The following is an 11,312-nucleotide window of genomic DNA, read 5'->3' as shown; positions in this document are numbered from 1 at the left end:
GCGCTCGACGCGATCACGGCCCGGCCGTCGGCCGCCCTGGTCGCCCTCGACTTCGACGGCACGCTCGCACCCATCGTCGAGAACCCCGAGGACGCCCGGGCCCACCCCGGCGCCGTCCCCGCCCTCGCGGCCCTCGCGCCGAGGGTCGCCGCGGTGGCCGTCGTCACCGGCCGGCCCGCCGAGGTCGCCGTGCGGCACGGCGGCTTCGCCGGGGTCGAGGGGCTGGCGCACCTCGCCGTCCTCGGCCACTACGGCGCCGAACGCTGGGACGCCCGCACCGGCGCCCTCAGCGCCCCCGCCCCCCACCCGGGAGTCGCCGCCGTGCGCGCCGAACTCCCCGGCGTCCTGGCGGCGGCCGGCGACCGGCCGGGGATCTGGATCGAGGAGAAGGGCGGCCGGGCCGTCGCCGTCCACACCCGCCGCGCCGACGACCCCCAGGCCGCCTTCGAGGCCCTGCGCGCCCCCCTGACCGACCTCGCCGCCCGGCACGGCCTGATCGTCGAGCCCGGCCGCATGGTGCTGGAACTGCGCCCGCCGGGCATGGACAAGGGCGTGGCCCTGCTGCGGCACGTCCGCGAGACCGGCGCCGGCTCGGTCCTCTACGCCGGCGACGACCTCGGCGACCTGCCCGCCTTCGCCGCCGTCGAGGAACTCCGCGCCGACGGCGTCCCCGGCCTGCTCGTATGCAGCGGCAGCGCCGAGGTCGGCGAACTCGCCGAACGCGCCGACCTCGTGGTGAACGGCCCGGACGGGGTCGTCGAACTGCTGCGGGCGCTCGCCGCCCGGCTGGGCTGAGCCTCGGCCCGGCCGGGCCGAGGCTCGCGCGGGGCGTTCAGCTGGGCCGAGGCTCGCGCAGGGCGTTCAGCTGGTCCAGGAACCAGCGGGCCGGGGGGAGCGCGGTCGCCGCCGCCGACAGGCGGGCGGAGCGCTCGGCCCGCTCCCGCGGATCCATCGTCAGGCCCTCGTGCAGGGCCCGCGCGGTCTCCAGGACGTCGTAGGGGTTGACGACGATCGCGTCGTCGCGCAGCTCCCAGTACGCCCCGGCCTCACGGGACAGCACCAGCGCGCAGCCCTCGTCGGAGACCACCGGGACCTCCTTGGCGACCAGGTTCATGCCGTCGCGGATCGGGTTGACCAGCGCCACGTCCGCCAGCCGGTACGCGGCCAGCGAGCGGGCGAAGTCGTCCTTCAGGTTCAGCAGCACCGGCGTCCAGCCGGGCGTGCCGTACCGGGAGTTGATCTCCTCCGTCAGCCGCCGCACCTCGGCCGTGTAGTCCCGGTAGACGGCCAGGTCCTGGCGCGAGGGGTAGGCGAAGGCCACGTGCACCACCCGTTCGCGCCACTCCGGGTGGTCGTCGAGGAGCTGCCGGTAGGCCAGCAGGCCGCGCACGATGTTCTTCGACAGCTCGGTGCGGTCCACGCGGACGATCGCCTTGCGTCCCTCGCCGATCTCCGCGCGCAGGGCCGCCATGCGCTCGTCGACGTCCGGCCGGTGCGCGCGCTCGCGCAGGAACTCCCCGTCGGCGCCCAGGCCGTGCACGCCGATCCGCGTCTTGCCCGGGCCGCCGGCGAACTCGGTGCAGCACGCGCCGAACGCGTCCGCCCAGCGGCGGGTGAGGAAGCCCAGCCGGTCCGCTCCGAGCATGCCCGCCAGCAACTGCTCGCGGATGTCGTCGGGCAGCAGGCCGAAGTAGTCCACCGGCGCCCAGGGCGTGTGGGAGAAGTGCCCGATGCGCAGGTCGGGGCGGAGCTCGCGGAGCATCCCCGGCACCAGACACAGGTGGTAGTCCTGGACCAGGACCGCCGCCCCCTGCGCCGCCTCCTGCGCCAGCGCCTGCGCGAACGCCCGGTTGTAGGTCTCGTAGGCCGCCCACTGGCGGCGGAACTCCGCGTCGAAGACCGGCTCCAGCGGCGTCTGGTACAGCATGTGGTGGACGAACCACAGCACCGAGTTGGCGATGCCGTTGTAGGCGTCGGCGTGCACGTCGGCCGGGACGGGCAGCATCCGCACGCCCTCCTCGCCGACCCCGCGGGCGACCGCCTCCCGGTCGCCGTCGGTGAGCGCCGAGCACACCCACAGGGCGCCCGCGTCGGGGCCGATGGCCGACAGACCGGAGACCAGCCCGCCGCCACCGCGTTTCGCGTGCAGCGAGCCGTCCTCGCGCACCTCGTAGGAGACCGGGCCGCGATTGGACGCGACCAGCACCTGAGCAGTACCCCGAGCAGCCGTTTCGTGCGTGGTAGCCATACGCCTCAACCTAGCCCGGCCTCCGAACGCCCAAACGTGCGCACCGAGCCGCCCCGGGGGCGGATCAGGCCACCCGGCGGGTCGCGTACTCGGCGACCTGTGCCATGGGCGGGCGCTCCTCGGTGTCCACGGCGTAGGTGCGCGGCTCGAAGCCGTCCGTGCCGCGCTCGAACTGGGTGAGCGCCGGGCGCACCAGGTGGCCGCGGGCCAGCCGCAGCTGCGCGGTGCGGTAGATGGCCGCCGCCATGCGGCCGAGGGCCTGGCCGTCCTGGTGGCGGTGCCTGCGCACGCCGACGTCGACCTGGGCCAGGGCGTCCAGGCCCACCAGGTGCAGGGCGTCGACCAGCATGCCGAGCTCCACGCCGTAGCCGACGGGGAAGGGCAGCTGTTCCAGCAGGGTGCGGCGGGCCGCGTACTCGCCGCCGAGCGGCTGCACGAACCCGGCCAGCTGCGGCCAGTGCAGGTTGAGCAGCGGCCGGGCCATCAGCTCGGTGACCCGCCCGCCCTGCCCGGCGGCGCCGCCCAGCGGACGGTCGTACATGGCCTTGACCAGGTCCACGTCCGGGTCGGTGAGCAGCGGGCCGACGATCCCCGAGACGAAGTCGGAGGAGAACTCCCGCAGGTCGGCGTCGACGAAACAGACGATGTCCCCGGTCGTGACCAGCAGCGAGCGCCACAGGACCTCGCCCTTGCCGGGCAGGGCCGGTATCCGCGGCAGGATGTCGTCGCGGTGGACGACCCGCGCGCCGGCCGCCGCGGCGACCTGGGACGTGCGGTCGGTCGACCCCGAGTCGACGACGACGATCTCGTCGACGAGCGGCGCCTGGTGCATGAGGTCGTGACGGATGACGGCGACGATGTCGCCGACCGTCTCCTCCTCGTTCAACGCGGGCAGGACGACGGACACCGTCCGGTTCGAGGCGCGCTTCGCGGCCAGGAGGCTGTGCAGCGGGCGGTCGGTCACCGACCAGGAGCGGGTGGCCAACCAGCGCTCGACTTCTTCCAGCACGGTCCACGGCTCCTCACTGTCGTGATCACACCTGGTGCACGGCAGGTCACCGTGTGATCCATCTCGCGGTTCGGACGACTCTCTCAACTGTCCTGGCCTTCGGTTACAGTCTTGAACAACGCGGATGACCATCGCATGTCCGAGGTCGCTCCCGTTCACAACTTCACACCGCTCATCCAGAGGGGCAGAGGGACACGGCCCGATGAAGCCCCGGCAACCCTCCAGCCGGTCTCGTACCGCTCACCGTTCACCAGGTGCGCGCTCCGCGAGGCTCCCGGCTCGGGAAGGTGCCAAATCCGTCTCACGGCGAGATGCGTCGTGAGGAAGATGAGGAGAAAGGGCCTCGCCTCACATGGCTGCGCAGACTGTTGCAAGCACCACCGACTCTACGCCGACCTCTTCCGTGGACCTCGGTCCCGCCGCGGCGCTGAGCTGCCGCGAGTGCGGCCACCGCGTCCCCCTCGGCCCGGTCTTCGCGTGCGAGGAGTGTTTCGGCCCGCTCGAGATCGCGTACGACTTCTCCTCCTACGACACGGAGGAGCTGCGCAAGCGCATCGAGGCGGGCCCGGCGAACATCTGGCGCTACGCGCCGCTGCTGCCCGTCCCGGCCGACGTGGCGGACAAGCCGAACATCAACCCCGGCTGGACCAAGCTCGTGCAGGCCGACAACCTCGCCCGCGAGCTCGGCGTCGACGCCGGCAAGCTGTTCGTCAAGGACGACTCCGGCAACCCGACGCACTCCTTCAAGGACCGCGTCGTCGCCCAGGCCATCGAGGCCGCCCGCGCCTTCGGCTTCACCACCCTGTCCTGCTCGTCCACCGGCAACCTCGCCGGCGCGGTCGGCGCCGCGGCCGCCCGGGCCGGCTTCCGCTCCTGCGTGTTCATCCCGCACGACCTGGAGCAGGGCAAGGTCGTGATGGCCGCGATCTACGGCGGCGAGCTCGTCGGCATCGAGGGCAACTACGACGACGTCAACCGCTTCTGCTCCGAGCTCATCGGCGACCCGGCGGGCGAGGGCTGGGGCTTCGTCAACGTCAACCTGCGCCCGTACTACGCCGAGGGCTCCAAGACGCTGGCGTACGAGATCTGCGAGCAGCTCGGCTGGCGCCTGCCCGACCAGCTGGTCGTGCCCATCGCCTCCGGCTCCCAGCTCACGAAGATCGACAAGGGGCTCCAGGAGCTGATCAAGCTCGGGCTCGTCGAGGACAGGCCGTACAAGATCTTCGGCGCGCAGGCCGAGGGCTGCTCCCCGGTGTCGGTCGCCTACAAGGCCGGTCACGACGTGGTGCGCCCCCAGAAGCCGAACACCATCGCCAAGTCGCTGGCCATCGGCAACCCGGCGGACGGCCCCTACGTCCTCGACATCGCCCGGCGCACCGGCGGTGCGGTGGAGGACGTGAACGACGAGCAGGTCGTCGACGCGATCAAGCTGCTGGCGCGGACCGAGGGCATCTTCGCGGAGACCGCCGGCGGGGTGACGGTGGGTGTGACGCGCAAGCTGATCGAGAACGGTCTCCTCGACCCGACGAAGACCACCGTCGTCCTCAACACGGGCGACGGTCTGAAGACCCTGGACGCGGTGGCCGGCACGGGGCTGACCGCGACCATCCGTCCGAACCTGGACTCCTTCCGAGAGGCTGGCCTCGCATGAGCGTCAACGTCCGCATCCCCACCATCCTGCGCACCTACACCGGCGGCGCCGCCGAGGTGAAGGCCGAGGGCGCCACCCTCGGCGAGGTCATCTCCGACCTGGAGAAGAACCACACCGGCATCGCCGCGCGCGTCCTGGACGACCAGGGCAAGCTGCGCCGCTTCGTGAACGTGTACGTGAACGACGACGACGTGCGCTTCGAGCAGGGTCTGGAGACGGCCACCCCGGACGGCGCCGGCATCTCGATCATCCCCGCCGTGGCCGGCGGCTGACCGCTGTTCCGTACCCGCCGGTAGTAACCGTCGGTAACAGTGATTACCGAGTGTTCATCGAATTGCCCTCTCCGCGATAGAAGCGGAGGGGGCAATTCAGTGTGGTTGAGCGCGGTACAGTTGGGGAACCCGATCCGGATCATCGGATCCGGAGCCTTTGATTTCTGTCTCCAGCCGACAAGAAGCAGCCAAAGTGTGGACCCCTTTCGCGGCTTTTGTGGCTTTTGCAGGGCCCGACTTGCCCTGAATTCGGGCGAATTCTCGCCACATTCCGGATCCCGTGCGTCCGGAATTCTCGTCCGAGTGACCTGTTGCAGACGGCAGTTGGACAGATACATTCGGCCGCGGTCGACGCGTTCCGGCGCACGCCCCCAACCAATGGGGGGTGAGGTCTGACCCGGATCCGCGAAGTGTGGATCTGTGCAAGGGCCAGTAATAGGGGAGTTAGGCATGGCTCAGGGCACCGTCAAGTGGTTCAACGCGGAGAAGGGGTACGGCTTCATCGCGGTCGACGGTGGTGCGGATGTTTTCGTCCACTACAGCGCGATTCAGATGGACGGCTACCGCACCCTGGAAGAGGGTCAGCGGGTCGATTTCGAGATCTCGCAGGGCCAGAAGGGGCCGCAGGCGGACATGGTCCGACTCGCGACCGGCTGAAGCGCGCGCCGACTGACAGCGTCGTTCTTCTGTACATCTGTCACATCTGTCGAAGGGCTCGCACCTCCTGGGGGTGCGAGCCCTTCGGCCTGCCCGGGGCCCGGCAGGCCGCACGGGAGTCCGCGCGCCGGTGTCCGCACGGGCGTCCTGCGCGCCGGTGTCCGCGCGGCTGCCCGCGACGGTCGTCGCACGGCTGTCCGGAACGGCGCGGGTCTCACGGAGGCGCTTGCACTCTCAGGGGTCGAGTGCTAATCATTGGCGTTAGCACTCTGAAGGTGAGAGTGACAACGAGGACCGGGTCGGTGAGGCCCGCAGGCCAGGTGGGGCAAGGAACCACGAGGCCGGCGAGCCGTCCGTCGCGGGCGCCAGCGCGGTCCGGAGCAATCCACCCCAGTCCGGGAGGACCACTTCACATGGCCAAGATCATCGCGTTCGACGAGGAGGCACGGCGCGGCCTCGAGCGCGGCATGAACCAGCTCGCGGACGCCGTGAAGGTGACGCTCGGCCCCAAGGGCCGCAACGTCGTCCTCGAGAAGAAGTGGGGCGCCCCCACGATCACCAACGATGGTGTCTCCATCGCCAAGGAGATCGAGCTCGAGGACCCGTACGAGAAGATCGGCGCCGAGCTGGTCAAGGAAGTCGCGAAGAAGACGGACGACGTCGCCGGTGACGGCACGACGACCGCGACCGTCCTGGCCCAGGCCCTGGTCAAGGAAGGCCTGCGCAACGTAGCCGCCGGCGCCAACCCGATGGCCCTCAAGCGCGGCATCGAGAAGGCCGTCGAGGCCGTCTCCGGCGCCCTGCTGGAGCAGGCGAAGGATGTCGAGACCAAGGAGCAGATCGCTTCCACGGCCTCCATCTCCGCCGCCGACACCCAGATCGGCGAGCTCATCGCCGAGGCCATGGACAAGGTCGGCAAGGAAGGCGTCATCACGGTCGAGGAGTCCCAGACCTTCGGTCTGGAGCTCGAGCTCACCGAGGGCATGCGCTTCGACAAGGGCTACATCTCGGCGTACTTCGCCACCGACATGGAGCGTATGGAGGCCGTCCTCGACGACCCGTACATCCTGATCGCGAACTCCAAGATCGCGAACGTCAAGGACCTGCTCCCGCTGCTGGAGAAGGTCATGCAGTCGGGCAAGCCGCTGCTGATCATCGCCGAGGACGTCGAGGGCGAGGCCCTGTCGACCCTGGTCGTCAACAAGATCCGCGGCACCTTCAAGTCCGTCGCGGTCAAGGCCCCGGGCTTCGGCGACCGCCGCAAGGCGATGCTGAACGACATCGCCATCCTCACCGGTGGCGAGGTCATCTCCGAGGAGGTCGGTCTCAAGCTCGAGAACACCTCCCTGGACCTGCTGGGCAAGGCCCGCAAGGTCGTCATCACCAAGGACGAGACGACCATCGTCGACGGCTCCGGCTCCTCGGACCAGGTCGCCGGCCGGGTGAACCAGATCCGCGCCGAGATCGAGAACAGCGACTCGGACTACGACCGCGAGAAGCTCCAGGAGCGCCTGGCGAAGCTCGCCGGCGGTGTCGCGGTCATCAAGGCCGGCGCCGCCACCGAGGTGGAGCTCAAGGAGCGCAAGCACCGCATCGAGGACGCCGTCCGCAACGCGAAGGCCGCCGTCGAGGAGGGCATCGTCGCCGGTGGTGGCGTGGCGCTCATCCAGGCGTCCGCCGTCTTCGAGAAGCTGGAGCTCGAGGGTGACGAGGCGACCGGCGCCAACGCCGTGCGCATCGCGCTGGAGGCCCCGCTCAAGCAGATCGCCGTCAACGGTGGTCTCGAGGGTGGCGTCGTCGTGGAGAAGGTCCGCAACCTCCCGGTCGGCCACGGCCTGAACGCCGCGACCGGCGAGTACGTCGACATGATCGCCGAAGGCATCATCGACCCGGCGAAGGTGACCCGCTCTGCCCTGCAGAACGCCGCCTCCATCGCCGCGCTGTTCCTCACCACCGAGGCCGTCATCGCAGACAAGCCGGAGAAGGCCGCCGCGCCCGCCGGCGGCGGCATGCCGGGCGGTGACATGGACTTCTGATCGACCTCACGGTTGATCGCCTGTCCTTCGACCGAGGGCGGCACTTCCCGGAAACGGGGGGTGCCGCCCTCGGGCGTTCTGAGCGGGTGTCCCGGACCACGGGCGACGTCAGCTCCTGCGGCCGACCTTCACCACCAGGACGGCTACGGTGTCGTTGTCCAAGCGGTACAGCACGCGCCAGTCGCCCACGTGCAGTCGGAAGTAGCCCGAGGTTCCCAAGGCCCGGGCCGCTTCCGGGTGGGGTCCGTCGGCGAGTGCGCGCACCGCCGCAGCCGTCGCCTTGGCACCCACGGGGTCGATGGTGCGGAGCCTGCGGAACTCGTTCATGGCGTGGTGCTGCCAGACGACTGCGTGCGTCACGAGGCCGCCGCCCGCCGGTCCTCCGCCTCCAGCTGCTCCATGAACTCATCGTGGGACATCGACGGTCCGGACGGTGCCGTCTCGCGGGTCCGTGCTTCGGCGATCTCCGCCTCGTCCCGCAAGCGCTGAAGTTCTTCCAGCTCGCTTATCGGGATGAGTGCGGCGGCGGGTCTGCCGTACTCCGTGATCAGGATGTGCTCCTGGCCGTGCCGTACACGGCCGACGAGCTGGCCGAGCTGGTTGCGGGCCTCCACGAGCGGATACGTGTCCATGGGTGAACTGTACACACCTGCGTGTGTGTACCAGGGAGTCATGCGGGTGCTGTCGCCCGTGTCGCCGCCGACGAGGTCAGGGCCCTGCGAATTCCGGACGCGCGAGCGTGAACGGCCGCGGCGGGGAGAGGCGCGCGAGAGAGGGCGGGCGGCTGTTCGCCCCGGCAGCCGCGACACACACCCCCCGGCAGGGCCTCCGGGCGCCCCGGGACCCCGCACTGTGTGCACTCCATCTGTCTGCGGGGCGGAGGCGGAGCCTGGGGCGGCGGGGGCATCTTGTCCGTCAGGCGGCGGTGCAGCAGGGCCGCCGGACTGTGGACGGGGACGGGCAGACCGCAGGTGAGAGCGGGAACCAGCGTCTCCTCCGTGGCTCCCCGCGCGAACCACTCCTCCACCAGCGGCGCGAGCCGTGTGCAGTCCGCGGCGGAGAGGGAGAGGGCGGGGGCCGTGCGGCCGAGGGCGGCCAGGAGGACGTGAGCGCGGGAGCGGGTGCGTCGGACCGCGTCGGGCCGCTGGTCCGGCGGCCGTTCCGGCTCCGGGACGTCACCCCGGGTGAAGCCCGCCCACCAGTCGTCGTCACGTGCGGTGCGGGTGAACCACGTTCGGGTGACCCAGCGGAACTCGCCCGAAGCGGTTTTCAGCCGTTCCCGCCCTCGCCTCAAGTGGCCCGCCCCCTGGATGCGGTTGAGTGCGGTGCGCAGGGCGCACTGGCCGTACGGCAAGTGCTTGGCCAGCGACTTCACCGAGACGTCGGCGCCGTCCGGCAGGCGGTCGATGTACGCGGCGATGGCCGCTTCGCGGGGCGGGAGGTGAGCGAAGTCGTTCTTCCGGCGCGGAAGTTGGCCCACCGCGGCGCGCTTCCCGTAACCCGGATTGGCCATCGGGTGCGGGGATGCGTGTGGGGGCAGGGGGGCAGTACTAGGCTTGGTCTCAGCCACAGTTCGATGCTCTCGATCGATCTCGTAGGTCAGGCCCCCGTAGGTGTTGGCGCACCGGCGGGGGCTGTTTCGTTGTGCGCACCGTAGAGCCTTGTGACCGTCCGTGGCAAACCGGTCGCTGCGCGTCAACTGGCCGGGTGGGAGGGTGGGTTGAGACCCCCCACCCGTTCCCTGGAAAGAGCGCTCGGGGCTGGGCGCTTGAGCCTCGGGGGCGGTGCGGGTCAGTCGGCCTTGAGGTTCTCCACGAACGCGGACCAGGCGTCCACCCGGAACGCGAGCCTCGGGCCGAGGGGGGTCTTGGAGTCCCGGACGCGGACGGGGGTGGAGTCGCCTGTGGCGACTTCGAGGCAGTTGCCGCCTTCGCCGCCGCTGTAGCTGGACTTGTGCCAGGTCACGGTGGTCAGGTCGTACTCACGGGCGCTGTTCTCCATGCTCGTAATCCTGCGCCACCGACTCCAGCAGGGCCAGAGAGTCCTGCGGAGCGAGTGCTGTCGCCAGTAGCAGGCTGAACGTCAGGGAGTGGCGGGCGACGGTGGCCGGGTCGTCCAGCAACTTGCCCATGTCGGGGCCTTCGACGAAGGACAGGGGAGGTGCGTCCCGGAACTCCATGAGCTTCAAGGCGCCGGTCATCGAGGAGTGTGCTCCCGCGCCGAAGGGGAGTACCTGCGCGATGATCCGGCGTCGGCCGGCCAGGCGCACCACGTGGCGCAACGCCTGTGCCATCACCGCCCCGCTCCCGACCGTCCTGCGGAGCACCGCCTCATCGAGGATCACCCACAACAAGGGCGTTGTTGGATCCCTGAGCAGGTTCGCCCGCTCCAGCCGGGCCGCGACCAGCTCGTCGATCTCTGCCTCCAAGGCTGTCGGCTTGTACGCGCGGAACACCGCGGCGGCGTACGCCCTGGTCTGCAACAAGCCCGGGATCAGGGTCGGCGCGTACTCCCGGATTCCCGTGGCGGCCGCCTCCGCCTCCGCCGCCTCTGCGAAGTGATCCGGGTACTTGGACTTGGCCAGCGCCTGGCAGTTGCGTGTGAAGAAGCCGCCTGTGCCCAGGATCCCGTCTATCTGGACGGCGTACTCGAGCTGCATGCGCCGCGTACCGGTCTCCAGTTGGCCGATGAACGAGCCGCTGACGAACAGGGGCTCGCCCAGCTCGGCCTGGCTCAGCCCCTTCCTCTCGCGCGCATGGCGCAGCTCCGCGCCCAGCAGCGCGCGTGGCGACGACGACGGGTCGAGATCCTTCGGGCCTGACACGGGCCACCCCCTGTCCTACAGAGACGTTTGTTGGGACGCCGGATCTGGCCAGGTTAGAAGCGGAGCGACCACGCTGTGTGGTGAACGGGAACACTCAGCGTGGAGGGATGGACATGGCGGAGACGACGACGGGCGACCGGCCCGCGCGGACGGCCCAGGAGGCCGTCGAGCAGTTGCGGGCCGCTCTCGGCGAGGCGGGCGTCATCCTGCCGTCGCTGCGGATCGACCCGGTGTCGGGCGCGCACGGCGACCCGTACGCCCTGATCGACCTGGGCCGCTGCAACCTGCGCGTGGCCTCGCGCATCGCGGCCGCCCTGCGCCGGGCGGGAGGCGGGGCGTGAGGTACGTCCTGGACACCCGCAGCGGCCGGATCGGGGAGGTCATGGAGCGGTCGGAGGATGCGGTGGTGCTGCGGCCGGTGGGCGGCGGGCGGGAGTGGGAGTGCCCGCCGCGGGACGTGGGGGAGGCGTCCGCGGACGAGGTGCTGCGGGAGCGGGTCCGTCGGCTGAACCGCGACGCCCGCTCCGGCGCGGCCCCGGGGCCGCGCGAGGGGTAGGGCGCGGTCGGCGCGTGGCCGGGATCACAGGCGTCGGGGTCGCGGGGGCGGAATGGGGT

General features: G+C 70.8%; 14 protein-coding genes and 1 riboswitch. Of the genes, 7 read left to right on the top strand and 7 right to left on the bottom strand.

The window, feature by feature from the left end; genetic code table 11:
• Nucleotides 1–795: trehalose-phosphatase (gene otsB, locus KMS84_RS35505; protein WP_256920659.1), on the top strand; the 795-nt coding region annotated here is incomplete at its 5' end.
• A gap of 37 nt (nucleotides 796–832) precedes the next feature.
• On the opposite strand, the gene KMS84_RS35500 is transcribed toward otsB, so the two are convergent.
• Together KMS84_RS35500 and KMS84_RS35495 are read right to left on the bottom strand one after the other, a co-directional pair.
• Nucleotides 833–2,248, bottom strand: a complete 1,416-nt coding sequence (locus KMS84_RS35500) for an alpha,alpha-trehalose-phosphate synthase (UDP-forming) (protein ID WP_256920658.1) — start codon at nucleotides 2,246–2,248, stop codon at nucleotides 833–835.
• 64 nt (nucleotides 2,249–2,312) lie between these two features.
• On the bottom strand, nucleotides 2,313–3,257 hold the full coding sequence (locus tag KMS84_RS35495; protein ID WP_256920657.1) for a glucosyl-3-phosphoglycerate synthase: 945 nt from the start codon (nucleotides 3,255–3,257) through the stop codon (nucleotides 2,313–2,315).
• A 169-nt stretch (nucleotides 3,258–3,426) separates the two neighbouring features.
• Nucleotides 3,427–3,591, top strand: a riboswitch (SAM riboswitch).
• Nucleotides 3,592–3,609: 18 nt separating this feature from the next.
• Between KMS84_RS35495 and thrC the strand changes: the two genes are divergently transcribed.
• The 4 genes from thrC (at nucleotide 3,610) to groL (ending at nucleotide 7,873) form a co-directional block, all read left to right on the top strand.
• Nucleotides 3,610–4,908, top strand: a complete 1,299-nt coding sequence (thrC, locus tag KMS84_RS35490) for a threonine synthase (protein ID WP_256920656.1) — start codon at nucleotides 3,610–3,612, stop codon at nucleotides 4,906–4,908.
• The gene (locus KMS84_RS35485) at nucleotides 4,905–5,180 is read left to right on the top strand and encodes a MoaD/ThiS family protein (RefSeq protein WP_256920655.1); all 276 of its coding nucleotides are present in this window, start codon (nucleotides 4,905–4,907) and stop codon (nucleotides 5,178–5,180) included. Before thrC ends, KMS84_RS35485 begins: the two co-directional genes overlap by 4 nt.
• Nucleotides 5,181–5,630: 450 nt before the next feature.
• Nucleotides 5,631–5,837 carry a cold-shock protein gene (locus tag KMS84_RS35480; RefSeq protein ID WP_007493268.1) on the top strand — a complete coding sequence of 69 codons (207 nt, stop codon included), beginning with the start codon at nucleotides 5,631–5,633 and terminating at the stop codon, nucleotides 5,835–5,837.
• A gap of 413 nt (nucleotides 5,838–6,250) precedes the next feature.
• Nucleotides 6,251–7,873, top strand: a complete 1,623-nt coding sequence (groL, locus tag KMS84_RS35475; RefSeq protein ID WP_256920654.1) for a chaperonin GroEL — start codon at nucleotides 6,251–6,253, stop codon at nucleotides 7,871–7,873.
• Nucleotides 7,874–7,981: 108 nt separating this feature from the next.
• Here the strand turns inward: groL and KMS84_RS35470 are convergent, their stop codons facing one another.
• From KMS84_RS35470 to KMS84_RS35450, 5 genes are all read right to left on the bottom strand, one after another.
• Nucleotides 7,982–8,233 (bottom strand): type II toxin-antitoxin system RelE family toxin, encoded by a 252-nt coding sequence (locus KMS84_RS35470; RefSeq protein ID WP_256920653.1) that lies wholly within the window; start codon nucleotides 8,231–8,233, stop codon nucleotides 7,982–7,984.
• Nucleotides 8,230–8,505: a type II toxin-antitoxin system Phd/YefM family antitoxin gene (locus tag KMS84_RS35465; protein WP_256920652.1), complete on the bottom strand. Its 276-nt coding sequence runs from the start codon at nucleotides 8,503–8,505 to the stop codon at nucleotides 8,230–8,232. The genes KMS84_RS35470 and KMS84_RS35465 overlap by 4 nt, the downstream gene beginning before the upstream one ends.
• Nucleotides 8,506–8,543: 38 nt before the next feature.
• The gene (locus tag KMS84_RS35460) at nucleotides 8,544–9,386 is read right to left on the bottom strand and encodes a hypothetical protein (RefSeq protein WP_256920651.1); all 843 of its coding nucleotides are present in this window, start codon (nucleotides 9,384–9,386) and stop codon (nucleotides 8,544–8,546) included.
• Between the two features lie 278 nt (nucleotides 9,387–9,664).
• Nucleotides 9,665–9,874, bottom strand: coding sequence for a DUF397 domain-containing protein (locus KMS84_RS35455; RefSeq protein ID WP_256920650.1), 210 nt, complete (start codon nucleotides 9,872–9,874; stop codon nucleotides 9,665–9,667).
• Entirely contained in the window at nucleotides 9,855–10,697 is an 843-nt protein-coding gene (locus KMS84_RS35450; RefSeq protein ID WP_256920649.1) for a helix-turn-helix domain-containing protein, read from the bottom strand. The genes KMS84_RS35455 and KMS84_RS35450 overlap by 20 nt, the downstream gene beginning before the upstream one ends.
• Nucleotides 10,698–10,810: 113 nt before the next feature.
• Between KMS84_RS35450 and KMS84_RS35445 the strand changes: the two genes are divergently transcribed.
• Entirely contained in the window at nucleotides 10,811–11,038 is a 228-nt protein-coding gene (locus KMS84_RS35445) for a hypothetical protein (protein ID WP_256920648.1), read from the top strand.
• The gene (locus tag KMS84_RS35440; protein WP_256920647.1) at nucleotides 11,035–11,253 is read left to right on the top strand and encodes a hypothetical protein; all 219 of its coding nucleotides are present in this window, start codon (nucleotides 11,035–11,037) and stop codon (nucleotides 11,251–11,253) included. The genes KMS84_RS35445 and KMS84_RS35440 overlap by 4 nt, the downstream gene beginning before the upstream one ends.
• The last annotated feature ends 59 nt before the right edge of the window (nucleotides 11,254–11,312 follow it).

Source organism: Streptomyces hilarionis, from assembly GCF_024539675.1.
GTDB classification, from domain to species: Bacteria; Actinomycetota; Actinomycetes; order Streptomycetales; family Streptomycetaceae; genus Streptomyces; species Streptomyces hilarionis.
This window is presented reverse-complemented; position numbering and strand designations above follow the sequence as displayed.

Bases quoted from the DNA above. Each gene is read 5' to 3' on its own strand.
- KMS84_RS35500 (WP_256920658.1), bottom strand. From the start codon at position 2,248: ATGGCTACCACGCACGAAACGGCTGCTCGGGGTACTGCTCAGGTGCTG.
- thrC (WP_256920656.1), top strand. From the start codon at position 3,610: ATGGCTGCGCAGACTGTTGCAAGCACCACCGACTCTACGCCGACCTCT.
- KMS84_RS35485 (WP_256920655.1), top strand. From the start codon at position 4,905: ATGAGCGTCAACGTCCGCATCCCCACCATCCTGCGCACCTACACCGGC.
- KMS84_RS35480 (WP_007493268.1), top strand. From the start codon at position 5,631: ATGGCTCAGGGCACCGTCAAGTGGTTCAACGCGGAGAAGGGGTACGGC.
- groL (WP_256920654.1), top strand. From the start codon at position 6,251: ATGGCCAAGATCATCGCGTTCGACGAGGAGGCACGGCGCGGCCTCGAG.
- KMS84_RS35465 (WP_256920652.1), bottom strand. From the start codon at position 8,505: ATGGACACGTATCCGCTCGTGGAGGCCCGCAACCAGCTCGGCCAGCTC.
- KMS84_RS35460 (WP_256920651.1), bottom strand. From the start codon at position 9,386: ATGGCCAATCCGGGTTACGGGAAGCGCGCCGCGGTGGGCCAACTTCCG.
- KMS84_RS35455 (WP_256920650.1), bottom strand. From the start codon at position 9,874: ATGGAGAACAGCGCCCGTGAGTACGACCTGACCACCGTGACCTGGCAC.
- KMS84_RS35445 (WP_256920648.1), top strand. From the start codon at position 10,811: ATGGCGGAGACGACGACGGGCGACCGGCCCGCGCGGACGGCCCAGGAG.